This window comes from Paenibacillus athensensis (assembly GCF_004514475.2).
GTDB lineage: Bacteria > Bacillota > Bacilli > Paenibacillales > NBRC-103111 > Paenibacillus_AL > Paenibacillus_AL athensensis.
The window spans coordinates 79056-101974 of sequence record NZ_MYFO02000015.1; the positions used below are offsets into that span (position 1 = coordinate 79056).

General features: G+C 50.6%; 22 protein-coding genes. 16 read left to right on the plus strand and 6 right to left on the minus strand.

The genetic code is table 11. The features are described from left to right. Window positions 1-1614 precede the first annotated feature (1614 nt). From B5M42_RS21305 to B5M42_RS21355, 11 genes are all read left to right on the plus strand, one after another. Window positions 1615-4119, plus strand: a complete 2505-nt coding sequence (locus B5M42_RS21305) for a DEAD/DEAH box helicase family protein (protein WP_230633131.1) — start codon at window positions 1615-1617, stop codon at window positions 4117-4119. A 71-nt stretch (window positions 4120-4190) separates the two neighbouring features. After that, the gene (locus B5M42_RS21310) at window positions 4191-4892 is read left to right on the plus strand and encodes a Fic family protein (RefSeq protein ID WP_134753648.1); all 702 of its coding nucleotides are present in this window, start codon (window positions 4191-4193) and stop codon (window positions 4890-4892) included. A gap of 86 nt (window positions 4893-4978) precedes the next feature. Beyond that, window positions 4979-5929: a DUF3991 and TOPRIM domain-containing protein gene (locus tag B5M42_RS21315; RefSeq protein WP_134753650.1), complete on the plus strand. Its 951-nt coding sequence runs from the start codon at window positions 4979-4981 to the stop codon at window positions 5927-5929. Window positions 5930-6465: 536 nt separating this feature from the next. Continuing rightward, window positions 6466-6834, plus strand: coding sequence for a plasmid mobilization protein (locus B5M42_RS21320; RefSeq protein WP_230633107.1), 369 nt, complete (start codon window positions 6466-6468; stop codon window positions 6832-6834). A gap of 18 nt (window positions 6835-6852) precedes the next feature. After that, window positions 6853-8241: a relaxase/mobilization nuclease domain-containing protein gene (locus B5M42_RS21325; RefSeq protein ID WP_134753652.1), complete on the plus strand. Its 1389-nt coding sequence runs from the start codon at window positions 6853-6855 to the stop codon at window positions 8239-8241. A gap of 37 nt (window positions 8242-8278) precedes the next feature. Continuing rightward, entirely contained in the window at window positions 8279-9151 is an 873-nt protein-coding gene (locus B5M42_RS21330) for a PcfB family protein (protein WP_230633109.1), read from the plus strand. Continuing rightward, complete coding sequence (locus B5M42_RS21335; protein WP_134753656.1) at window positions 9148-10059, plus strand: hypothetical protein; 912 nt, start codon at window positions 9148-9150, stop codon at window positions 10057-10059. Before B5M42_RS21330 ends, B5M42_RS21335 begins: the two co-directional genes overlap by 4 nt. 35 nt (window positions 10060-10094) lie before the next feature. Continuing rightward, entirely contained in the window at window positions 10095-10283 is a 189-nt protein-coding gene (locus tag B5M42_RS21340) for a hypothetical protein (protein WP_134753658.1), read from the plus strand. Further along, window positions 10270-12039 carry a VirD4-like conjugal transfer protein, CD1115 family gene (locus tag B5M42_RS21345; RefSeq protein ID WP_134753660.1) on the plus strand — a complete coding sequence of 590 codons (1770 nt, stop codon included), beginning with the start codon at window positions 10270-10272 and terminating at the stop codon, window positions 12037-12039. The genes B5M42_RS21340 and B5M42_RS21345 overlap by 14 nt, the downstream gene beginning before the upstream one ends. A gap of 5 nt (window positions 12040-12044) precedes the next feature. Further along, complete coding sequence (locus B5M42_RS21350) at window positions 12045-12344, plus strand: glutamyl-tRNA amidotransferase (RefSeq protein ID WP_456238744.1); 300 nt, start codon at window positions 12045-12047, stop codon at window positions 12342-12344. An 81-nt stretch (window positions 12345-12425) separates the two neighbouring features. Further along, window positions 12426-13265 carry a hypothetical protein gene (locus tag B5M42_RS21355; RefSeq protein WP_134753662.1) on the plus strand — a complete coding sequence of 280 codons (840 nt, stop codon included), beginning with the start codon at window positions 12426-12428 and terminating at the stop codon, window positions 13263-13265. Between the two features lie 52 nt (window positions 13266-13317). Here B5M42_RS21355 and B5M42_RS21360 read toward each other — a convergent pair whose 3' ends face one another. Beyond that, complete coding sequence (locus B5M42_RS21360) at window positions 13318-13569, minus strand: helix-turn-helix domain-containing protein (protein WP_134753664.1); 252 nt, start codon at window positions 13567-13569, stop codon at window positions 13318-13320. A gap of 242 nt (window positions 13570-13811) precedes the next feature. On the opposite strand from B5M42_RS21360, the gene B5M42_RS21365 reads away from it, so the two are divergent. The 3 genes from B5M42_RS21365 to B5M42_RS21375 are packed head-to-tail and all read left to right on the plus strand — an operon-like array spanning window position 13812 to window position 16886. Then, window positions 13812-14156: a hypothetical protein gene (locus B5M42_RS21365; RefSeq protein ID WP_134753666.1), complete on the plus strand. Its 345-nt coding sequence runs from the start codon at window positions 13812-13814 to the stop codon at window positions 14154-14156. A 44-nt stretch (window positions 14157-14200) separates the two neighbouring features. Next, a complete protein-coding gene (locus tag B5M42_RS21370; RefSeq protein ID WP_134753668.1) occupies window positions 14201-14566 on the plus strand; it encodes a PrgI family protein in 366 nt (121 codons plus the stop codon). Beyond that, window positions 14559-16886, plus strand: a complete 2328-nt coding sequence (locus B5M42_RS21375; RefSeq protein WP_134753670.1) for a VirB4-like conjugal transfer ATPase, CD1110 family — start codon at window positions 14559-14561, stop codon at window positions 16884-16886. Before B5M42_RS21370 ends, B5M42_RS21375 begins: the two co-directional genes overlap by 8 nt. Window positions 16887-16945: 59 nt before the next feature. Here B5M42_RS21375 and B5M42_RS21380 read toward each other — a convergent pair whose 3' ends face one another. The 5 genes from B5M42_RS21380 to B5M42_RS21400 all read right to left on the minus strand — a co-directional run bounded on the left by B5M42_RS21380 (window position 16946) and on the right by B5M42_RS21400 (window position 19251). After that, on the minus strand, window positions 16946-17371 hold the full coding sequence (locus tag B5M42_RS21380) for a DMP19 family protein (RefSeq protein WP_134753672.1): 426 nt from the start codon (window positions 17369-17371) through the stop codon (window positions 16946-16948). A 79-nt stretch (window positions 17372-17450) separates the two neighbouring features. Then, window positions 17451-18101, minus strand: coding sequence for a hypothetical protein (locus tag B5M42_RS21385; protein WP_134753674.1), 651 nt, complete (start codon window positions 18099-18101; stop codon window positions 17451-17453). A gap of 66 nt (window positions 18102-18167) precedes the next feature. Further along, a complete protein-coding gene (gene sda / locus B5M42_RS21390; RefSeq protein WP_230633111.1) occupies window positions 18168-18320 on the minus strand; it encodes a sporulation histidine kinase inhibitor Sda in 153 nt (50 codons plus the stop codon). A gap of 59 nt (window positions 18321-18379) precedes the next feature. Beyond that, window positions 18380-18817, minus strand: coding sequence for a hypothetical protein (locus tag B5M42_RS21395; protein ID WP_134753676.1), 438 nt, complete (start codon window positions 18815-18817; stop codon window positions 18380-18382). 239 nt (window positions 18818-19056) lie between these two features. Next, window positions 19057-19251, minus strand: a complete 195-nt coding sequence (locus tag B5M42_RS21400) for a hypothetical protein (protein ID WP_134753677.1) — start codon at window positions 19249-19251, stop codon at window positions 19057-19059. Between the two features lie 66 nt (window positions 19252-19317). On the opposite strand from B5M42_RS21400, the gene B5M42_RS21405 reads away from it, so the two are divergent. After that, a complete protein-coding gene (locus B5M42_RS21405; RefSeq protein ID WP_134753679.1) occupies window positions 19318-21645 on the plus strand; it encodes an ATP-binding protein in 2328 nt (775 codons plus the stop codon). Between the two features lie 54 nt (window positions 21646-21699). Then, window positions 21700-22908: an S-layer homology domain-containing protein gene (locus B5M42_RS21410; protein WP_134753681.1), complete on the plus strand. Its 1209-nt coding sequence runs from the start codon at window positions 21700-21702 to the stop codon at window positions 22906-22908. Window positions 22909-22919 lie beyond the last annotated feature (11 nt).

Sequence of the window (22919 nt, forward strand, 5' to 3'; positions counted from 1 at the left end):
ATGGATAAGCAAAATTCGGCTGTTCGTCAATACATCGCTCAGCGTGCCGAGCTGCTGGGCGCGGTACGGCTGCCCAACAACGCATTTCTCGCAAATGCCGGAACGGAAGTGACGACCGATATTCTGTTCCTGCAAAAACGCGACCGCATGGTGGCCGCTGCGAATGAGGACTGGATTCACCTGTCCACGACCGAGGACGGTGTACCGATCAACGCCTATTTTGTATCCCATCCCGACATGGTTCTTGGGACGATGGCTTACGATGACCGCATGTACGGGAACAAGCAAGAAACGACCTGCCAGCCTTTCCCGAATGCCGATTTGGGCGAGCAGCTGCAGGAAGCGCTTGAAAACATTCACGCCGAATGGACAGAGGTCGAACGGGAGGAATTGCCTGAAGCCGATGAAGCCGCTTCCCTCCCCGCCGACCCGACCGTGCGCAATTTCAGCTACACGCTGGTGGACGGCCACATTTACTATCGGGAAAACAGCCGAATGCACCGAATGGATACGTCTGCGACGGCGGCAGGCCGCATCAAAGGGATGATTCAGCTACGAAACATCGTCCGCGACCTGATTGACTATCAGACGGAGGATTACAGCGACGAGGTCATTCAGGAGCAGCAGAAAAAGCTGAACCGTCAGTATGACCGTTTTACCGCACAATACGGTCTCATTAACAGCCGGGCTAACAGTCTGGCTTTTGCCGATGACAGCTCCTATTTCCTGCTTTGCTCGCTGGAGGTGCTCGATGAGGAGGGGCGTTTGCAGCGCAAAGCCGACATGTTCACGAAGCGCACGATCCGACAGCGAGCCAGCGTCAGTCGCGTGGACACCGCGGCGGAAGCGCTGGCCGTCTCTATCGGCGAAAAGGCCCGCGTCGATTTGGACTTTATGAGGCAGCTTACTGGATTCACAGCGGAACGGCTGATCCACGAGCTGCAGGGCGTGATTTTTCCTAATCCCGCAAGGCTGGACGAGAACGGTCAGCCGGTGTATGAAACGGCGGACGCCTATTTGTCCGGTCAGGTGCGCGACAAGCTGCGCATTGCCAAGCAGTTCGCCGACCAAGACCCTGAGCGATACGGGGGCAACGTAACGGCTCTGGAAGCGGTGCAGCCGCAAGACCTGGACGCCTCCGAAATCGATGTGCGGCTTGGCGCAACCTGGCTCCCTCCTGCTGTTATCAAGGAATTTATCTTTGATTTGGTCGAGACACCTCCAATGTTCCGTTCATCCATCGACGTGCTTTACTCCGAATATACCGCCACATGGAACGTTCGCGGCAAAAGCGATGACCGCAGCGGCAATATCAAGGCGAATCTCACCTATGGGACGAGCCGCATCAATGCGTACAAAATTCTCGAAGAAACACTGAACCTGCGAGATGTGCGCATTTTCGATACGGTTTACGAGGATGGCGTGGAAAAGCGTGTTTTGAACAAGCAGGAAACCGCTATCGCCCAGCAAAAGCAGGAAGCGATGAAGGACGCCTTTCGCGACTGGATTTGGAAAGACCCGCAGCGGCGGGAGCGGCTGACCCGGTTGTACAATGATCGCTTTAACTCGATTCGTCCCCGCGAATACGACGGCAGCCACATCCGCTTCACAGGCATGAACCCGGAAATTCGGCTGCGTCAGCATCAGGTGAACGCAGTCGCCCGTGTACTGTATGGCGGTAACTCGTTGTTTGCGCATTGCGTCGGGGCGGGCAAAACGTTTGCGATGACTGCGGCGGCGATGGAAAGCAAGCAGCTTGGCCTTTGCAATAAAAGCCTGTTCGTCGTACCCAACCATCTGACGGAGCAGTGGGCAGCGGAATTTTTGCAGCTATACCCCTCCGCCAACGTGCTGGTCGCGACCAAGAAGGATTTTGAGACGAAGCACCGCAAGACGTTTTGCGCGCGCATCGCCACTGGCGACTACGACGCCATCATTATCGGACATTCCCAGTTTGAAAAAATCCCGATTTCCACAGAACGGCAACGGCAGCAATTGTCAGAGCAAATCGCTGAGATTACAGATGGCATTCGAGAGCTAAAGGAAGCCCGAGGCGAGCGCTATGCAATCAAGCAGCTGGAGAAAACGAAAAAGACGCTCAAATTGAAGCTGGAAAAGCTCCATGACGCCAGTCGCAAGGATGATGTGGTCACGTTTGAGGAATTGGGCATTGATCGGCTGTTTGTGGACGAGGCAGATTCGTATAAAAATTTGTTCCTGTACACGAAAATGCGCAACGTCGCCGGGCTGGCGCAGACGGAGGCCCAAAAATCGTCCGACATGTTCGCCAAATGCCGCTATCTCGACGAGCTGACAGGCGGTCGGGGAATTATTTTCGCAACAGGCACACCGATTTCCAATTCCATCACCGAAATGTACACGATGCAGCGCTATTTGCAGCACGAACGCTTGCGAGAGCGAGGCTTGCAGCATTTTGATTCATGGGCTTCCACATTCGGGGAAACCGTAACGGCCATCGAACTGGCACCGGAGGGAACGGGCTATCGCGCGAAAACGCGATTTGCCCGTTTCTATAATTTGCCGGAGCTGATGAACATGTTCAAGGAGGTCGCGGACATCCAGACGGCAGATATGCTCCAGCTTCCGGTTCCGAAAGCCCACTTCCATAATGTCGCCGTGCCGCCAAGCGATTTTCAGCGGGAAATGGTCGCCGAGCTTGCCCGCCGCGCGGAACGGGTGCGGATGAAGCAGGTGGAGCCGCACGAGGACAATATGCTGACGATCACTAACGATGGGCGGAAGCTGGCGCTCGATCAACGGCTGGCGAACCCTCTGCTCCCTGATGACACGGGCAGCAAGGTCAGCGCCTGCGCAAACAATGTGTATCGATATTGGGCGGAGCATCGGCAGGAGCGGCTGACGCAGCTCGTGTTTTGCGATTTGTCCATTCCGAAGCAGGACGGCACGTTCAACGTGTATGACGAGCTGCGGCGAAAGCTGACAGAGCGCGGCGTTCCTGCCGAGGAAATCGCCTACATCCATGATGCCAATACGGAAGTGAAGAAAAAGGAACTGTTTGCCAAGGTGCGCACAGGGCAGGTGCGGGTATTGCTCGGTTCGACGTTCAAGATGGGCGCGGGAACGAATGTGCAAACGAAGCTGATCGCGCTTCACGACCTCGACTGTCCGTGGCGGCCGCGCGACTTGGAGCAGCGCAGCGGGCGCATTATTCGTCAGGGCAATCAGAACAGCGACGTGCATATCTTCCGCTACGTGACAGAGAACACGTTCGATGCTTACCTGTACCAAACGCTCGAAAACAAGCAACGCTTTATTTCACAAATTATGACCAGCAAATCGCCGGTACGTTCCGCCGAGGACATTGACGAAACAGCCCTCTCCTATGCGGAAGTCAAGGCGCTGGCGACGGGCAATCCGTACATTAAGGAGAAGATGGACCTGGACATCCAGGTATCCAAGCTCAAGCTGCTCAAGGCAAACCATCTCAGTCAGCGGTATGCACTGGAGGATCGGTTGCTGAAAATGCTGCCGCAGCAGATCAAATCCACGGAGGAGCGGTTAGCTGGCTATGAGCAGGATGTTGCTTTGTTTGTGCGTTCGCAAGCGGCGGAGATGGACGGTGCGGATGACGCCAAATTTTCGGGCATGACGCTCAAAGAATATACGTACACGGATAGGGCAGCAGCGGGCGCGGCATTGCTTGACGCTTGCAATGGCATGACTTCGCCCGAGCCGCAGGAGATCGGCAGCTACCGGGGCTTTTCCTTGTGGCTTTCGTTTGATAGCTTTGGCAAGGAATACAAGGTGACGCTGCGCGGGGCGCTTGGGCATACGGTGACGCTCGGCGTGGATGCTGGCGGCAACATCAGCCGCATCAACAACGTCCTCTCGGACTTACCTACAAAGCTGGCGATTTGCCGAGAGCAGCTTGCCACCTTGCGCCAACAGATGGAAACGGCGAAGGAACAGATTGCGGCTCCTTTTGAGAAGGAGCAGGAACTGCAAACGAAAGCAGCGCGGCTTGCGGAGCTGAATGCCCTGCTGAACATGGACAAGCGGGAAAACGAAGCCGTAGACAGCGTGCCGGACGAAGAACCGGAAGCGTCAGAACGGCGAACTGTAGGACGTGAACGGTAATGGATTAACGTTCCTTCTCATGCTTTCCGTCGTTTACGTGCCAGCCTGAACAACAGACGGAGGAATATGGTATGAACCCCTTTGAAGATCAATTTTTATTGACCAGACAACAGAGCCTGTTTCTGGCTAAAAAGAAATGGGACGAAAATATATATTGCGGCATGAGAATGGAAAATCGCAACATCACCTTCCCGCAGACGCAAACGATTTTGAGCGGCGTAAACGTACCCAGCGTCACCCTGGAAGACATTCAAACCGTATTGAATATGCGGGATGCGTGGCGCTATCTGCTCTCTGCCGTTGACGAGCCAATTACACTATCCTTTATATGCAAATTGAATGAGTATGTGGCGCGAAACGAGTCGCTCGAACGGGGAGTGCTTAGAACAGAACGTGTCGGGATTTCCAGTACGGATGACGTGCCTCATCTTCCTGTAATCATTGAAATCGAGCAGGAATTAGCTGCGCTATTGTCAGCAGAGATGACCACTACAGAAAGGGCGATTACCTTTCTTCTGTGGGGAGCAAGGCGACAAATGTTCTCAAACGGCAACAAACGGACTTATCTTTTGCTGGCCAACAAGCTTCTTTTGGAGCGAGGATGCGGTATGCTGACGATTAGGGAGAAGAACATGAAGCAGTTTAACGAGTTGCTCTCTGCTTATTACACCACGAACGATATGCGCAACATCAAAGTTTTTCTGTATGAGCATGCGATCAGCGGCATCGAGTTCGGGGAACCGGAAAAAAGGAAACCTGACCGAGAAAAATAACGTCATCGACAAAATGATAAATAAGCTTGTCACGTCACAACGCGGCGCGACAGGCTTTTTTGCATTCTTTGAAGGGAGCTGCTGTCATGAGCTATGTTAGCAAGGAGCAGATCGAACGCGCTAAAAGCGTGGATTTGTTGACCTATCTGCAAATGGTTGAGCCTGCGGAGTTAGTTCGTTGCTCTCGCAATGTTTACGCGACCCAAACGCACGACAGCCTTAAAATCTCCAACGGCAAATGGTACTGGTGGTCACGAGGGATCGGCGGACGCACGGCACTGGATTACCTCATTAAGGTGCGTGGCATGTCATTTCCTGATGCAGTGATTCTGATTGAGGGCATTGATTCCAGCAGCATGCCCGCGGTTTCCCAACCCTATCAACAACGCCCATCGTCGGCACAATTTGAGCTTCCCGAACCATACGATAACGCTAATCGTGTCATTGCCTATCTCAGCAAGCGTGGAATTCATCGAACGTTAATCGACTACTGCCTTGAAACGAGCAGGTTGTATGAAAGCCGCCGTTACCACAACGCGGTATTCGTCGGATTTGATCCCCAAGGACTTCCCCGTTATGCGGCGATACGCGGTACGACAAGCACCCGATATATGGGGGAAGCCACCGGCAGCGACAAGCGGTATTCGTTCTCCATACCTGCATTGGAAAACAGCACAGAGCTTCACTTGTTTGAGAGCGCCATTGATCTTTTATCTTACTGTACACTGGAGAGTTTGGCTGGTCGGAACTGGAAGCAGAACCATAAGCTTTCGCTGGCCGGAATCTTCGGCTCCAAGGCGGTTCAGGAACAAAGCTTGTTGCCTGCTGCTCTCACGGAATACTTGCGGAACTTTCCGCAGTTGAGTCGGCTTGTGCTGCACCTGGACAATGATGAGCCGGGGCGATTGGCAGCAGCGACGATACAGAGAATCTTGGCCCCTGCCCTTTCCATTTCTGATGAGCCGCCCACACATGGCAAAGATGTAAACGATGAGCTGATGAGCCGCCGGAACCCGCATAGAGAGCGCTCCCGGTAAAAGGAACAACTTCCCCGCTCCCGTGCAAAATAAGAGTGAAGCAAGCTTAATTCTGATCTTGATGGAGGGATAAACGTGGAGGAGAAGGAAACAAACGAGTGTCAAGAGTAGGTCGAAAAGGCACTTTTGGAGGCGGAGCAACAAGCGCCGGATGACTCGACGCGATTGGATCACCCGACGGTTTTTTCCAATTTCCGGCGGAGGATTGATGACAGAGAACGTTGATAGCCTGAATCGGAGGTCCAATAAAATATGGATTACAGGAAGACGCTGAGGGATCGGCGTCTTTTTTAGTTTGGGCCGCCTCTCTTTTTTCTCGGTCGGTTCCTTTCAGGGGCAATGCGAGACTACTGTCTCGCGTTGCAGCAAGCACTGAATTTGGTCTCCCAAATTCGGCTTGTTAGGGGCAAGCCCCTAATACCCCTGTCTAACAGCATGCTGTTATATCAAGAAAATAGGTGTTAAAAATGATCGGTTCGGTTGTTTCAGAAACGATTGAAGCCATTTAACGTTTTATTCGGACTAAGGAAGTGAACATGATGAGAAGACGACCGATTCGTATTCAGGTATGGGTGAACGCTGATGAAAACGCAAGACTTCAGGCAAGTTCGAAGAAATCGGGACTTTCACAGGAAGGTTATATCCGATCTCTGATTAACGGCTATCTTCCGAAAACGATGCCACCACCGGATTATTACGCCATGATGCGCCAGCTTTATGCCATCGGCAACAACCTGAATCAACTTGCAGCGAAGGCCCATGCAACCGGCCATCTGGATCGGATGATGTTTCAACAGGAGGCCGACCAGCTACGCCGTGCGATACAAGATATCCAGCAGGCGGTGACTTCTCCGGAACGCATAGCCAAGCCTAATTCCACAAATCCCGAGGCACATCCGCCGTAGACGAAGGAGGTGTGACGCATGGCAACGACGGCGATTTGGGATGTGACGGATCGATTAAAGCGCGTCATTGACTACGCCGCCAATCCTGAAAAAACCGCGATGAATCGAACGCAGCAGCAAAGCTTGCAACAGGTGCTGGCCTACACGAGAGACAGCGACAAAACGGAAAAGCAGTTGTACGTGGGCGGCATTAACTGTGACCCGCTGACCGCCTACGAGCAGATGCAGCGGACGAAACGGCAATTTCAGAAAACGGCTGGCATTGTGGCGTTTCATGCGTACCAAGCGTTCGCGCCGGGTGAGGCAACGCCGGAAATAGCACATGCCATCGGCATGAAGCTGGCTCAGGAATTATGGGGCGAGCGTTTCGAGGTGATCGTCTCGACCCACTTGGACAAGCAGCATTTGCACAATCATTTCGTGCTGAACTCTGTTTCTTTTCTGGACGGCAAACGCTACTACGACAACAAAGCGTCCTACGCCCGGCTGCGGCAAACGTCAGACCGGCTGTGCCACGAGCATGCGCTGTCGGTGATCGAACATCCTGAACCGGGTAAGGCCAGACACTATGGCGAGTGGAAGGCCGATCAGGAGAACAAACCGACATGGCGGGGACTCATCCGTACCGATGTGGATCAGGCGTTAGCCGCTTCCATGACGTGGACGCAGTTTATCGCTACGTTGCAGAAGCAAGGTTACGAGGTGAAACCAAACGTCAAGCATTTGGCGGTACGTCCTCCCGGCAAGCAGCGCTTTGTTCGCTTGCGCAGCCTGGGGGACGCCTATACCGAAGAAGCACTCAAGCAGCGTATTTTGCGAAATCGTATCCCCCATCGTCCTCCGTCCTCTCCGAAGTCACGACGCAGACCTGTTATCTGTAAGGGGAAGCTCAAATCTACCAAGCGGTTTAGCGGGCTACAGGCATTGTACATTCGCTATTTATATCAACTGGGCATATGGCCAGCTCGTCGCGCGTCCTCCAGAAGGACGCCTTTTTTATTGCGGGAGGATTTGCGGCATATGGCAATCATCACGGCACAGACGAAGCTGCTTTGTCTGCATCGTATTTCGAGCAAAGAGCAGCTTTTAGCGTTTGCGTCGGCTACAGATCAACAGATCCATCAGCTTTGTGGCGAGCGCAAGATGCTTTACAATCGCATCCGCCGCGCGAACGACGCCGCTCGGATCGAGGCGTGCAAGACGCAAATTGCCGAGCTGTCGCGGCGCATTTCCGGGCTAAGAAAGGAGGTGAGGCTGTGTGCGGGCATCCTTGCCCGTTCCGTTGAAATGAGTCAGAAGCTTCAAGTAAGCCAGCAGCACAATCCAACCCGAAAGGAGAACACCCGCCATGAGCAGTGGAGCCGAAGCGGCCGATCAGGTAGTAAGCATGAGCCTGCGGGGCATTGAGGTTATGGCTAAAATTTCCGGCGAAGGCGCTAAACATTTGGCTGTCTATTTGTTTGCCGCCCTGCAGGGGCAGAAACGGACAAAGGGTAGCATTCGTTTGGAGAACCTGCTTCGCAGCGGCAAGGAGTTGAAGGTGTTCGCGGTCAAAAATGAAGACCTCCCCACCTTCTGCAAAGAAGCAAAGCGCTACGGCGTTCTGTATTGCGCGCTGCGGGACAAGAACCACGTAGACGGCTTGTGCGACGTAATGGTGCGAGCCGAGGACGCAGCAAAAATTAATCGCATCGTCGAGCGCTTCAAGCTGGCAACGGTCGATACGGCGAGCATTCAGAGCGAGATCGAAAAAACACGCGCTGAGAAGCGAGCCGATGAACAAGCAGCGGAGCAAACGCAACAACCCGAATCGGGGTCAACATGGGAGCAAGACGCCACGGGCAAGGGTACACCATCGGAAAAGAGCGTGGACGATTTTTTGGACGAACTGATGGGCAGCCCCGAAGCAGCGCAAACGGAACAGCAGCCCGAACCGATACAACTCGCGCAGCAGCCGGACGAACCGACGCCCCCAGCGACCCAGATGAGCGACAACAAAGCCCCCATGAAGGCAACGATGGAGCTCCCTCCTCCGTCCGAGCCTATCTCCGAGCGCAACGCGGCATCCGCAAGGGGTACTACGACTGAATTCCAGCAGCACCAAGCGCCCCAGCGCCCGTCGATTCGCGAACTGCTTCGGGAAATTCGGGAGGAAAACCGCAAAGCGAACAAGGAACGCCGTCAACTGGACAAGGAGCCGTCGCTACCGAAACGGAGCGCGCGTCAGGCTGCAAGCACGAAGGCGGCTCCAGCGAAGAACAGCCGGACGAAAACGAACAAGCCAAAATCTGCAAGAAAGCGGGGTAACGCCAAATGAGCAATTTTGATGATCTGTTTCGCCAAGAAGCGACAGGCCGCTCTGGTACGAATACTTCCGAGCAACCCTTCGATAAGGATGCCTGGGCGCAGAAGAAGCAGGAGCTGCGGCAATGGACGTATGATACGGTCGATGCTGCCACAACCGCCATCGCTCAAAGCGGCCAGCAGTTCCAGCAGTATTTGGACGTGCAAAGCCGCTTTGACCGCTACAGTGTCTCCAATGCGCTGCTGATTCTCACCCAACGTCCGGATGCGACGCGTATTGCCGACTTCGAGGCATGGAAGGAACAGGGCGTATACATTCGGCGCAAGGAGACCGGCTTTTACATTCTGGAGCCGGGCGAGGAATATCAGCGAGAAGACGGCACGAAGGGCATCAGCTACAATCCGAAAAAGATGTTCGACATCGCCCAGACAACCGCCAGCCAGAAACGGGAACAGCCGCTGCCGCTGGATGACCGAACACGCATCAAGGCACTTATGGAGCGCTCCCCTGTTCCGATTGCGATGAGCGATACGCTGCCGCCCGACGTGCAGGCGCTCTACCAGCCGGATACGCACAGCATTGTCATCCGCCGCGGCATGGACGCCGGGGATATTTTCCGTTCACTCGCTCAGGAGCTGGCTCATGCCGAGCTGGAGCGCGGCGATAACGGCTACAGTCGTTCCGCATACGCCTTCCATGCGTACTGTGCGTCGTACATGTTGAGCAAGCAGTTGGGCGTTCAAACCTCGTCCTTTCGTTTTCAACGTGCGCCGGAAAAGCTGAAGGACAAGGAGCCGCAGCAAATTCGCGCCGAACTGGCGACCATGAAGGAGGCCGCGCATGAGATCGCTCGCCGAATGAATCGGGTGCTGGCACAGCAGCAACAGCGGCAACCGAGTCGGTCAGACAAAGCAAGGTAGAAACGCCTGAATGACCTTCACAGGAGGGAATGCCTATGCGGGAAGAACGGATTCTCAGCCTGGATCACTACGAGCACGGCATCGTGGTGCGTGCGCTCAACACGCTGCGCAATGATCTGATCGGCGAGCAGCGTCCCACCGACGCTGTAGACGATCTGCTGCTCAAAGCGATTCATGCTCCATACCATAGCCATAAACGCCGAGGGAATCATGAGGCGCGTTGAAACCGCAAGGAGCGATGGACTGCTCTTTGCGGTTTTGTTCATTTTCGTCGTATGGGCGGCGCTGCTGACCGCACCCTCCCTGTCCGGCGGGCTACCGGCCATGCTTCAGCAGCTTAGCGTGGCGATTCATCACCCGTTCTATATTCGTTGGGTGAGTGATACGCCGCGCTGCTTGTTCATCTTCATGCTTGCTTATGCGCTCGGTATTGGCATCTACCTTTCCTCCCCGCGCAACTATCGCCGTCGAGAGGAGCACGGCAGCGCCCGCTGGGGGCGAGCGAAGCAGATCAACGCCAAGTACCAGAGCAAGCCGCCGGAGCAAAACAAAATATTAACCGATCACGTCCGCATCGGTCTCGACGGGCGCAAGCATCGACGAAACCTGAACGTACTTGTCGTAGGCGGCTCCGGTGCGGGAAAAACGCGCTTTTATGCCAAGCCCAACGTCATGCAGGCGCATACGTCGTTTGTCGTCCTCGACCCGAAGGGTGAAATTTTGCGCGATACGGGACATCTACTCAAAGCCAAGGGCTACGACATCAAGGTTCTGGACTTAATCAATCCGCACCGTTCCTACGGCTATAACCCGTTCGCCTATTTGCAGGACGACAAGGACGTGTTGAAGCTGGTCACCAACCTCATTCGCAACACCACACCCAAGGGCAGCAACACGAACGACCCGTTCTGGGAACGCTCCGAAACGGCGCTGCTCGAAGCGCTCATCTTGTATTTGCTCTACGAAGCGCCGCCGGAGGAGCAAAATTTCCCGATGGTGATGGAGATGATTGCCGCCGCCGAAGTGCGTGAAGAAGACGAGACGTACCAAAGCCCGCTTGACGAGCTGTTTGAACGGCTGGCGATGCGCGACCCGGAGCATTTGGCGGTCAAGCAGTACAACATTTTCAAGCTCGCAGCGGGCAAAACAGCCAAATCCATTTTGATCGGTCTCGGCGTGCGATTGGAGAAATTCAACCTGCACACGATTGCCGGGATGAGCCTGGTCGATGAAATGGAGCTGCCGACGATGGGCACAAAGAAAACGGCGCTGTTCGCCGTCATTCCCGATAACGACAGCAGCTTCAATTTCATCGTTGGGATGCTGTACACGCAGTTGTTCCAGTGCCTAATGTATGAGGCGGATTATCGTCACGGCGGACGGCTACCCGTCCATGTTCACTTCGTTATGGATGAATTCGCCAACTGTGCATTGCCGTCAGAGTTTGATAAGCTGCTCTCTACGATGCGCAGCCGTGAAATTTCCGTTTCCATTATCCTGCAAAATCTGGCGCAGCTCAAAGCACTGTACAAGGACGAATGGGAGTCCATCGTCGGCAACTGCGACACGTTTTTATACCTTGGTGGCAATGAGCAATCCACGCACAAATACGTCTCCGAGCTGCTCGGCAAAGAGACGATTGACACGAACACCTACGGTCAAAGTAAGGGACGCAGCGGCAGCTATTCGATCAATTACCAGCAAGCTGGCCGCGAGCTGCTTACACCAGATGAGGTGCGGCTGCTCGACAATCGCTATGCGCTGCTCTTTATTCGCGGTGAGCGCCCGGTGCAGGACGACAAATACAATCTGCTCCGGCATCCGCATGTGGCGTTCACCACCGACGGCAGCGGTTCGCCTTATCAGCACGGCGGGGCCGAGCACGCCTTGGATTGGCAATCGGTTTGGCTCCATGAGCATGGGGAGTACGAATTGCTGTCGGAAGAAGAACTGGAGAGCCAACTTTTGCGAAGGGAATGATCGCTTTGAATTTCAAAATGAAACGGATGCTGGCGCTGTACATCGTGCTGGTACTGATGGGAACCGTATTCACCGCCACTGCCTACGCCGAGGGCGATCCAATGGCAACGATTAATAACTTGTCCGCATTTATCTTCGGTCTCATTCGGGCTATCGGGATGATTATTCTCGGCTTCGGCATCGTGCAGATTGGTCTGTCGCTCAAGTCGCACGATCCGTCGCAACGGGCCAACGGCTTCTTGACGCTCGCAGGCGGGGTCATCATTACGTTTACGAAGGAAATTCTGAACCTGATCACTGGTTAAACGAAGGTGATGCAAAAGGTCAGGGGGGATAGGCTGTGCCGTTGGCCGTCCCCTTTCTAGCGAAGGAGGTGAGCCTGCAAAATGTCCGATACTAGCTGGATTATCGACAATCTCGAAAACGCCCTGGATACGTGGAACGACAAGATGAATGAAATTTGGCAGCTCGTGACCCAATCTCCGGCTGATTTCAAGGGTGGTGGCGTCTGGCATGTCATCACCGATATTCACGGCGCCTTGCAAGCAACGGGGCTGGCACTGCTGGTATTGTTTTTTGTGATCGGGGTGGTGAAGACAACCGGAAGCTTTGCCGAGATGAAGCGACCTGAACTGGCGATCAAGCTGTTTATCCGTTTCGTGCTGGCGAAAGCGGTCGTCACCTACGGACTGGAATTGATGATGGCGCTGTTTACGATTGTTCAGGGCATCATCTCCACCATGATGGGACGCTCCGGGCTCGGTTCGATGGAGACGATGAGCTTGCCAAGCTCCATCGCCAAAGCTATTGAAGACGTTAGCTTCTGGCAAAGTATCCCGCTGTGGGTCGTCACGCTGCTCGGCAGTCTGTTTATTACGGTGCTGTCGTTTGTGATGATTCTCTCGGTGTACGGGCGCTTCTTCCGCATTTATTTGTATACGGCGATTGCCCCTGTTCCACTGTCCAGCTTTGCCGGGGAGCCAAGTCAAAGCATCGGCAAATCCTTTATCAAAGGGTATGCAGCGGCTTGTTTGGAAGGGGCCGTGATCGTGCTCGCCTGCATCATTTACTCCGCCTTTGCCACCGCGCCTCCGGCAGTGGATGAGAGCGTGGGCGCGGTGACAATGGTATGGACCTATATTGGGGAATTGATTTTTAACATGCTCGTTCTTGTCGGCACGGTGAAGATGGCGGATCGCGTCGTGCGGGAAATGCTGGGGCTGTAGCGATGGCATTCTTCTGACCCATCGAGCTAGGGTCGAAACAAGGAACGTAGGCTCACTCCGACGCTTCGCCTAACAATTCCTGAACGGACACCTCCAGCGCTTTGGCAATGGCCACAACCTCATAGTCTTGGACAAGCCGGTATTGCCCTTCCAGACGCGATAGGCTGGTAGGGCTGATATCGAGTCCGGCCGTTTGCAATCTGGCGAGAAATTCCTTCTGCTTCATCTTCTTCGCCTTGCGGAGAGCAATTACGCGGGTTCCGATAATATTTTTATCACCCGGTGGTTCTTTTCGATGCTTCATGAGTACGCACCTCACTTTACAAGCCCCATTGTACGTGAGGACATCGTTGTTTTAATGCTATTATCGCATTAAAATGAAATAAACCGATTATCGCATTAAAATGGAAGAGCCACTTCTTGTCAGGCAATCCAAGATGTCGCTCTCAACATGCACCGCGGCTGCCCGGTGATTCGTTTATTGAGTCTAGCGCCAGCCGAGTTGCTACTTGCGATAAAGCGTACTCGTACAAGGAGGAGATATTGATGGAATTTCCGTTATGGCTTCAAGATGCCATTCAGCAGCGCTTGGATCACGTTTCAGAACGGGGCGAACAACAGCATGAGATGAATCCATGCCACGATGAAGAAAATGCCGCTTTTCGTGCCCTGTTTTCAAGCATGGACAACCTTCAGCTGCAAGCCTTTATGGACTGGGAGGGCAAGTTTCAATTCACGCAGGCTTTGGAGAATGAACGATTATATGTTCAGGGATTGCGGGACGGAGCACAACTGGCATTTGCGCTGCTCACCGATCCTTTTTCATCCGGCGACAACGTGGTTGAAGTTTTTAAAAAGGCAATGTTAACCTCGAATACACCAGAGGCTTAGAGCGAGCGGCAGTCTGAAAGTACACATAAGCAGGAGGATTGGAAATGGAAGTGAAAATTAACCGGGAAATCCGGGATTATACGGAAAGCTTATTCTTTGGACTGTCCTTGCGACAGTCCTTTTTTTCGCTTTTGGCAGTCATCGTGGCGATTGGGCTGTACTTCGGCTTACGCGGTCACTTCGGCTTGGAAACGCTCAGTTGGATGTGCGTGTTGGGGGCAGCTCCTTGCGCTGCGCTTGGCTTTATCCGCTATCACGGCATGTCGGCAGAGCAACTGCTGTGGGCATATGTGAAATCGGAATTTTTGATGCCAAGACGCCTACTCTTTCGCTCGACGAACATCTATTACGAAGCGCTGCGAAGCGGTATCCAGCAGCGGGGGCAAGAAAGGATGAAGCGCAATGATTAAGACGCTTCGGCGCACGATCAAGCAGGACAAGGAACCGTTCGTCATCCCGAAAAGTGTACAACAAGCGATCCCGATCCGCGCCATTTGGCCGGACGGGATTTTTGCTGTCGGCAATAAATTCTCCAAATCGTTTCGGTTCGAGGACATCAACTACGCCGTAGCGTCCAAGGAAGATAAGGAATCGATGTTCCTTTCCTATTCTGATCTACTTAATTCCTTCGACAGCGGCGCAACAACGAAGATCACGATCCATAACCGGCGGCTCAATCAGGCAGATGTGAAAAACTCGATTTTGATTCCATTACGACAGGATCATCTCGACGTATACCGACAGGAGTATAACGACATGCTGCTGGGCAAGGCTTCAGGCGCGAATGGAACCATTCAGGAGAAATACGTCACGATTTCAGTTGTTAAGAAAAACGTGGAGGAAGCCCGTCATTACTTCGCGCGGGTAGGTACGGAGCTGATGTCGCATTTTTCCCGTCTTGGCTCGCGATGCACGGAGCTGGATACCACCGACCGTTTGCGTATTCTTCATGATTTTTTTCGGATTGGCGAGGAGGAGGCTTTTCGCTTTGATCTGCTGGAGACGATGCGCAAGGGGCATGATTTTAAAGATTACATCTGCCCGAATACATTGGAGTTTGCGAAGGACCATTTCCGTATGGGGGATTACTATGGGCGTGTGATCTTCCTGCGGGAATACGCCAGTTATATTAAGGACAGTATGGTGGCCGAGCTTTGCGACCTGAATCGAAATCTGCTGCTATCGCTCGATGTCATTCCGATTCCTACCGATGAGGCCGTCCGCGAGGTGGAAGGTCGCTTGCTTGGCGTGGAGACGAACATCACGAACTGGCAGCGGCGGCAAAACCGCAACAATAACTTTTCAGCCGTCGTACCTTACGACATGGAGCAGCAGCGCAGGGAGAGCAAGGAGTTTTTAAGCGACCTTACGACCCGCGACCAGCGAATGATGTTCGGATTGCTCACAATGGTGCATGTCGCCGATAGCAAAGAACAACTTGACAGTGATACGGAGACGCTGCTCACAATAGCCCGCAAGCATTTATGCCAGTTTGCTACACTGACGTATCAGCAAATGGATGGGCTGAACACCGCGCTGCCGTATGGCTTGCGGAAGGTACATGCTCTGCGAACGCTAACGACGGAAAGCACTGCCGTATTCATTCCGTTCCGGGCGCAGGAGGTGAGGCATCCGGGCGGCATTTACTACGGGCAGAACGCCATCAGCAAAAATATGATCGTCGCCAATCGCAAGCAACTGCTCAACGGTAATAGCTTCATTCTCGGTGTACCTGGCTCTGGAAAAAGCTTTACCGCCAAACGGGAAATCATTAACCAAATGCTCGCGAGCGACGATGACATTATCCTGATTGACCCTGAACGCGAGTATTCCAAGTTGGTGAACGCGCTGGGTGGCGAAACGATCCATATCTCTGCTACGTCGCCGAACCATATCAATGCAATGGATATGAACCGCGATTATGGCGATGGCGCGAATCCGATTATCTTGAAGTCAGAATTTGTGCTGTCGTTATGCGAGCAGTTGATCGGCGGACATCAGCTTGGGGCGAAGGAAAAATCGCTCATCGACCGCTGCACCGCTGCTGTGTACCGCAAATATTTGCAGAGCAACTATAAGGGCGAGCCGCCGACCTTGCAGGATTTTCGCGCGGAGCTGCTCAAGCAAGCGGAGCCGGAAGCGCAGGACATCGCGCTGGCGATTGAACTGTTCACATCCGGCAGTCTGAACACATTCGCCCGGCCGACCAACGTCAACGTGAACAACCGGCTCATCTGCTACGACATTCTCGACCTGGGCAAGCAGCTCCTGCCCGTTGGCATGCTGGTCGTACTCGATAACATTCTGAACCGAATCACGCAAAATCGCGCCAAAGGCAAAAACACCTTCATCTTCATCGACGAAATTTACCTGCTGTTCCAGCACGAATATAGCGCCAACTTTCTGTTTACGCTCTGGAAGCGCGTCCGAAAGTATGGCGCTTTTTGTACGGGCATTACGCAAAACGTAGACGACTTGCTGCAAAGCCACACCGCCCGCACCATGCTCGCGAACAGCGAATTTATCGTCATGCTGAATCAAGCCAGTACCGACCGAACGGAGCTTGCAGAGCTATTGAATATCTCCGATTTGCAGCTCTATTATATGACAAACGTTGATGCAGGGAATGGACTGATGAAGGTCGGAAGCTCTCTTGTGCCCTTCACCGACAGCTTCCCGCGCAACACGAATTTATATAGGTTGATGACGACGAAGCCTGGAGAGGTGTAACAAACAGCAGCAAGCGTCTGGCTGCAACAACGACCAGACGCTTGCTTATTTTTGGCTTCTTACTGCGTAATTATTTGTTCAATAACAGGTACTAACCTTGCTTCCAATTCGCCTACCAATTCGTCAAACTCACTATCCAGTTCTTCTAATAACTCATCAATTGACTCATCCTCCCAAGAACTGATAATGTCGTTCCTGGCGTCAATATCTTTAGGAGGGACTCCATTTGGAAAGAGCTGATTTAGTTTTACAACTAATTCAAGAATATTTGCTGCCCCCAATTCTTTCAAGTTATCCATCATGTCCTCTAAATAATCAGCACCATGATTGTAATAGTAGCTAATGAGTCCACCATCGTTGAAGCTGTCGATTAAATCTCTAATGTTAACCCAGATTCGTTCATTTTCTGTTAATTGGTCATACCCAAGCTCATCCAGCTTGTTGACGAGCTTCTGCCATGTCGGCATCCATATTGTGTCTTCCATCGGGAGCCCCCCTTAAATTATTAAAATTATCAAGGTTAAAAGCTACAGCCGGGGGTATCTCCACGACTGTAGCTTTGTGTTACATACTCGGAATTTCCCTAAACTCCAACCCTGTTAGTTGATGCTTGTGGTAAATCTCATAAAATCGTTCAGAACAGCAATAGCGACTAACATGTTTTAATCGAAAAAGGTCTTTTCCATCCCACGTGTTTCTATCCAAAATTTTAGGATGATCAGGCTTTACATAAGAATAACCGGGAGTTACCACATCAACATACCCGCATGTTGAGCAGTTAGTAATCTCTAATCCTGACTGCTCATGCAACTCCGCATTCCCAGCAATATCCCAATAGAAATACTTGGGAGGATTTTCGGGCATTTTTTTAATATTCTCGCCTGCTGAGCGAAGCAATTTTTGGAAGTCTATAGGCGTATTTTTGGGCGAAGCAGTTGTCATTTCCTTTAGACAATATCCTGTGACATTCTCCATTTTCAAAATATCTGCTGCCTTTAGAGATAATACTTTTTCAGTCCCAGAAAGCCTCATAAAATCAGGATAATTGTCATTTGTTAAAACAATCGTTAAATTACTGAATTCACGAGCTTTGTTCCACTGACGCCCACAATCACTGCAATTAACAGTCTCGCATGGAGCCCCGACGTCAGTTTCAATTCCATGAGCAAATTTTTTTCTTTTACCTTCATCTGCGTAAAGATTAAAAAAACGCAATCCTCCACCGCCTAAAAGTTAATCGTATACCCATACCTTTTAGCCAATCACGAGCGAAGCAAAGTATCATTTCTCAACAGAGTCTCGTTCAGAAATATTTAATTTCCTCCTCTGCATTTCTTTCCCGAGTAATTCGATAAATTGTTCTTCAATCTGTAATTTTTCTGCCTCCAAGTATACCTCAATCAGCCTCTCATTTGAAAGAAGATTCAACATCATACCTCTCCCTCAGATTTCCATTACTTGTCGTTATGCGTATACAGATTACCAAAGACGTGTTACCTTTTCTTTCGACTATTTTTTATGAGTCCCATTCTTCTGGAATGTCGCAGCCAAGAGTAATAGCTCTTGATATCACGTAATTCTAATGATTGCGACATTTTCCCCAGAAAGGTCAGAACCGTCATTCGATGCAACGGCCCTCCGATCAGGTCCACTTCATTTTCGATCACAGAGAACTTCACAACGACGAGCAAATCATCATCGATGACGTATACTTCTTCTTCCGTTGTGTAGTAGGGCTCAAATTTTTTGCTTTTCAGCTTAAGCCATAAAAAATCACATATATCCTTTACCTCGCATTTTTCATCAGTTACACGTTCAATCCAGCGGGTTTGGGCATGCTTCGTAATAATAATGTCGACCACTTTTTTATCAGAAACCTGAACAAAGAAGGGGCAATAGGTACTCCAGCGATTCATTATTATATCTCTCATAAGTTCAACTCCCATTGGAATTTCATGTTTTTATAGTAACTCCAATGTTTCTGGATATCCGCGTAATTTTTGTGCATGAAAATTCCCTGCGTTTGCCCATAAAATGAAAAGCCTTGCGCAAATCGCGCAAGGCTTTAACCAATGATATCTAATAGCAGTGTGTTAAAATCAAACACCATAGCAAAAGGATGATTGCAATATACAATCATCCCGTAATTTGGTAAAATAATACTTGGTTTCTACCATTGTCCTTTAGGTTCGTTGGGCGCTTCTTTCCCTATGCTTGTGAATGTATTATTGATGATTTCTCTTTCTTCGTTGGACAAGGCAAATTTCATTTGAGCCGAAAGCAGGGAAATTTGTTCGTGTGAATCGGCATTTTTCAATGCGTTAATGGCATGGTGTAAGTGCTGAGATAGCCGGATATTAAGCATATAAGCACCTTCTTCTTTCTCGTTTGCTATAATATCAAATTATATCAAAAGGACGGAATTATTTCCATGAAAAATAAATCTTTGACGGGGATTGGAATTTCAATTCTTTGTATGGCTCTCGTCTGGTGCATATACATTACATGTAAATTTCCTTATGTTGGATTGGATTTGGAGTTCAATCAGGATAAACAATGGGTGGTCAAGTACGTAGATACCCAGGGGGTTAGCGTTCAGTTAGATATCAAGGCTGGTGATATGATCAAACAAGTCGATGGCGTAAATCCAAGCGAATTTCCTTCGGTTATCAAATGGAGAACGATTGAGCAAGCGCATAGCCTTACTGTCCTTAGAAATGGTTTTGAACACGAAATTACTTTTGATAAAGAGAATCCGGCAATGGATGTGTGGCTTCCACTTTTGGAGGGAGCGTTTAGCCTGATCATTGGGATATTGCTTTTCATGAAGATGCGGCTCTCTCCCTCGGCTCGCCAGCTATCCCTGTTTTTTCTAGCAGGAGCCGTTATTTGGTTTAGCTTCGGAGCATCCATAAGAGGAGATACGACCGGAAAAGTTTTAATCGGTGGCTTTATGACGGCCTTCTCTGTGATGTTTTACCATTTTCTTGTCTTGTTTTTCAAGGAAAAGGTGAACGTTGATTTGCCGAGGAAGGTCATTTCTTATTTATACGCCTTGGCCCTTTTTATTTCAGCCGTGAGGCTCCTGTATTATGCACCGTGGCTAGCCTCTCTGATTTATCCTTATAACTCCTTTATAACACTAACATTTTTTAGCAGCGGTTTTCTCATTAATCTAATTATGCTTGCTTTGGTGTACTTTAAATACCGAAAGGACGATCTGTATCTATCCGCTATTATCAAAAACGTATGGTTTTCTCTACTCGTCTCCGTTTTGCCGATCATTACGTTGTCATTTCTCCCGTTACTGGTTACCGGCGAATACTTCATTCATGCCAACCTGACAAGCTGTTTCCTTTTATTTTTCCCGCTCTTTTCTGTGTACCTGATCGCTTCGAATCGGTTATATGATATCGGAATTATATTGCGAAGGGTTGCTTTTGCGGGGGTGCTTGCGATCTTGCCTGCAGGCTTGTTTACAGCAGCGTATGTCATATTCTTTGCTGATAGGATCAGCGGGGCGCAGATTCTTTTTCAATTTGCCGGTACGCTGGTCATCGTTACATTTGTTTTATATTCGGCAGAATATGTGACAACAAAATTTGAAGTGCTTCTGTTCCCCAGAAAATTCATGCTCAGATCGACACTGAAAAGAATATCCAAAAATTGCGAGGGCATATCCAGCTTTCGCGATTTGAAAAATAGTATACTCGTTGATATTGTCAGAACCCTCCAAGTGATGGGAGGGGCTATTGTATTTCTCTATAAAGATGATATTGAAATTATTTATGAGGGTGAGATTGATCCAGAAGAAATCGAGAGACTGATGAAATCGTCGGCTTTGTTAGGCCATCCTCTGTATACATCCACAGAAGTGAACCGCCATGAGGAGTACACGAGCTATTTGATTATGACACGCAAGAAGTCAAATATGCTGCTGGGTCAAGAGGAACGCCAATGGCTCAATATCGTTGTCAGTTATTTGGCAGTTAGCTTGGAAAATGTCTATTTGACACGTAAGCTGACAACTGGGCTGCAGCAGCTAGCCTCCCAGCTTCCAAATGAGCAGACAGCCCAAGAGATTCAGTGGTTCCGAAAAATCATGTTTGAGCTTCAGGAGGAGGAGCGTATTCGTATTGCTACCGACCTGCACGATACAACGATGCAAGACTTATTCTTTTTAAAAGGCAAGCTCATCCCCCTCCTGGACAAATATCTCATGAGTGAGGAAGACGAGGCACAATTGAAAAGCTTGATTAAATTTGTGGAAATGATCAACGTGAGCCTGCGGCAAAGCTGCTTCGAGCTAGATCCCTATTTACTTCAAGAAATCGGCTTTGTCAGTATGATCAAAATGTATCTGGACAAGGAACGCAGCAATAGTCCGTTTCAAATTGACTTTATTGCGCAGGAGACACCCGCCATTGAGCAAAGGGATTTGAATACCAAAAGGCATATTTTCCGAATGGTTCAAGAATTGCTCAACAATGCAAAAAAGCATTCCCATGCCTCTAGGGTGACATTTACATTAACAGAAAGCCATGAATGGTTCTGCTTGATTTACGAGGATGACGGGGTTGGCTTTGACAAAGGGAACGCTTCCCCGGAAATCGGTATGTCTGGCAAGGGAATCGAGCAATTAAAGGGCCGGATTTTGCATTTGGATGGCCAAGTACAGCTTGAAACACAGAAGGGTGATGGAGTCAGGTTTATCATTACGATACCTGTTTTGAAGACAGGCCAGGATCGGGCAGGATGATGCTGCGAACAGGTCGGATTAACTTATTAATTATCTGGATTAGGGGACAATTTTATGAAGGCTGTAAGTATATGTAAGCTGGTTATCATCGTATTTCTTTTAAGCTGGGTGGCTCATACATCTAATGCGGCTGCCGAGTTTACTTTTCGTGATGTAAGTGCGAAGCATTGGGCCTATCCAACGATTACATGGGCGATCTTCAACGGAATCGCAAATGGTTTTGAAGACGGTACATTTCGTCCAGATGAAGCAGTTACCGAAGAACAATTTATTTCACTGCTTGTCAGAGCCTTTGGTGACATTCCGGATAGTGTCTCAGCTACGGCTTGGTCGGATAAATATTATACGTATTTGAGCAATAAAAATTATCCTCTCGCCCATGCTCGAAATACTGCGGCCACTCGCACATTTATGGCAGAAATCATTTCCTCTACGCAATCGGTTCATTATTCGGGAAAATTTGCGATTCAATATCTGTTGAACTTGGGGCTTGTGAATGGAAAAACCTCGGCTACCATCCAGGGGTTTCGTGGAAATGATTATTTAACACGTGCAGAAGCGCTGCAATGCATAAAGAATGTGCTGGAGAAGGTAGACAATAAAACGCTAGGCGACAGACCGCTTGACCCCAGCGATACCACAGCGTTGAATGTACCTTTGCTGCCCGTTGAGAAACTGAAAACGATAGGCAACGCGGAGCAGGTTATTCTGGTGACGGCCGCAGACTATAAACAAGTGGCAGTAAAGGTGGAAACCTTCGAGAAGGTAGATGGCGTCTGGTACGAGAAATTTCCTGCTATGGATGGGACAATCGGTGAAGATGGCTTTACTTCGGCGATGAGTGAAACGGTTAAAAAATCGCCAGAGGGTGTGTTTACATTAACGGAGGCCTTTGGGAAATATGAAAATCCAGGCACACAGCTTCCCTACAGGCAAACTGATGCCAATGATTACTGGGTAGATGATCCCCAATCCTCTTTGTACAATACGTGGCAGGAAGGCCCCTCCAAGGGAAGGTGGAAGTCTGCAGAGCCGCTGCTGCGCAAGGATTCGTTATATGATTACGCGGTCGTCATCAACTATAATACGAGCAGAACGCCCGGTAAGGGCAGCGCGATTTTCCTTCACGTCGGGCAAGGAAAAGGAACTGCGGGTTGTACAGCGATTTCCAAATCTGATCTGGTTCAGGTTATGAAGTGGCTGGCTCCCCAAAAGCATCCGGTTATTGTTCAAGCTGTAGAGAGCAGCTTAGCTAAGCTGTGAGGTCTGGCGAA

Excerpts from the sequence above, each read along its gene's own strand:
- B5M42_RS21380 (WP_134753672.1), bottom strand. The coding sequence starts at position 17,371 with ATGGAAGACACAATATGGATGCCGACATGGCAGAAGCTCGTCAACAAG.
- B5M42_RS21395 (WP_134753676.1), bottom strand. The coding sequence starts at position 18,817 with ATGAGAGATATAATAATGAATCGCTGGAGTACCTATTGCCCCTTCTTT.
- B5M42_RS21340 (WP_134753658.1), top strand. The coding sequence starts at position 10,095 with ATGCGGGAAGAACGGATTCTCAGCCTGGATCACTACGAGCACGGCATC.
- B5M42_RS21405 (WP_134753679.1), top strand. The coding sequence starts at position 19,318 with ATGAAAAATAAATCTTTGACGGGGATTGGAATTTCAATTCTTTGTATG.
- B5M42_RS21365 (WP_134753666.1), top strand. The coding sequence starts at position 13,812 with ATGGAATTTCCGTTATGGCTTCAAGATGCCATTCAGCAGCGCTTGGAT.
- B5M42_RS21305 (WP_230633131.1), top strand. The coding sequence starts at position 1,615 with ATGAACCCGGAAATTCGGCTGCGTCAGCATCAGGTGAACGCAGTCGCC.
- B5M42_RS21375 (WP_134753670.1), top strand. The coding sequence starts at position 14,559 with ATGATTAAGACGCTTCGGCGCACGATCAAGCAGGACAAGGAACCGTTC.
- B5M42_RS21355 (WP_134753662.1), top strand. The coding sequence starts at position 12,426 with ATGTCCGATACTAGCTGGATTATCGACAATCTCGAAAACGCCCTGGAT.
- B5M42_RS21315 (WP_134753650.1), top strand. The coding sequence starts at position 4,979 with ATGAGCTATGTTAGCAAGGAGCAGATCGAACGCGCTAAAAGCGTGGAT.
- B5M42_RS21310 (WP_134753648.1), top strand. The coding sequence starts at position 4,191 with ATGAACCCCTTTGAAGATCAATTTTTATTGACCAGACAACAGAGCCTG.
- B5M42_RS21335 (WP_134753656.1), top strand. The coding sequence starts at position 9,148 with ATGAGCAATTTTGATGATCTGTTTCGCCAAGAAGCGACAGGCCGCTCT.
- B5M42_RS21325 (WP_134753652.1), top strand. The coding sequence starts at position 6,853 with ATGGCAACGACGGCGATTTGGGATGTGACGGATCGATTAAAGCGCGTC.
- B5M42_RS21370 (WP_134753668.1), top strand. The coding sequence starts at position 14,201 with ATGGAAGTGAAAATTAACCGGGAAATCCGGGATTATACGGAAAGCTTA.
- B5M42_RS21400 (WP_134753677.1), bottom strand. The coding sequence starts at position 19,251 with ATGCTTAATATCCGGCTATCTCAGCACTTACACCATGCCATTAACGCA.
- sda (WP_230633111.1), bottom strand. The coding sequence starts at position 18,320 with ATGATGTTGAATCTTCTTTCAAATGAGAGGCTGATTGAGGTATACTTG.
- B5M42_RS21410 (WP_134753681.1), top strand. The coding sequence starts at position 21,700 with ATGAAGGCTGTAAGTATATGTAAGCTGGTTATCATCGTATTTCTTTTA.
- B5M42_RS21360 (WP_134753664.1), bottom strand. The coding sequence starts at position 13,569 with ATGAAGCATCGAAAAGAACCACCGGGTGATAAAAATATTATCGGAACC.
- B5M42_RS21345 (WP_134753660.1), top strand. The coding sequence starts at position 10,270 with ATGAGGCGCGTTGAAACCGCAAGGAGCGATGGACTGCTCTTTGCGGTT.
- B5M42_RS21320 (WP_230633107.1), top strand. The coding sequence starts at position 6,466 with ATGATGAGAAGACGACCGATTCGTATTCAGGTATGGGTGAACGCTGAT.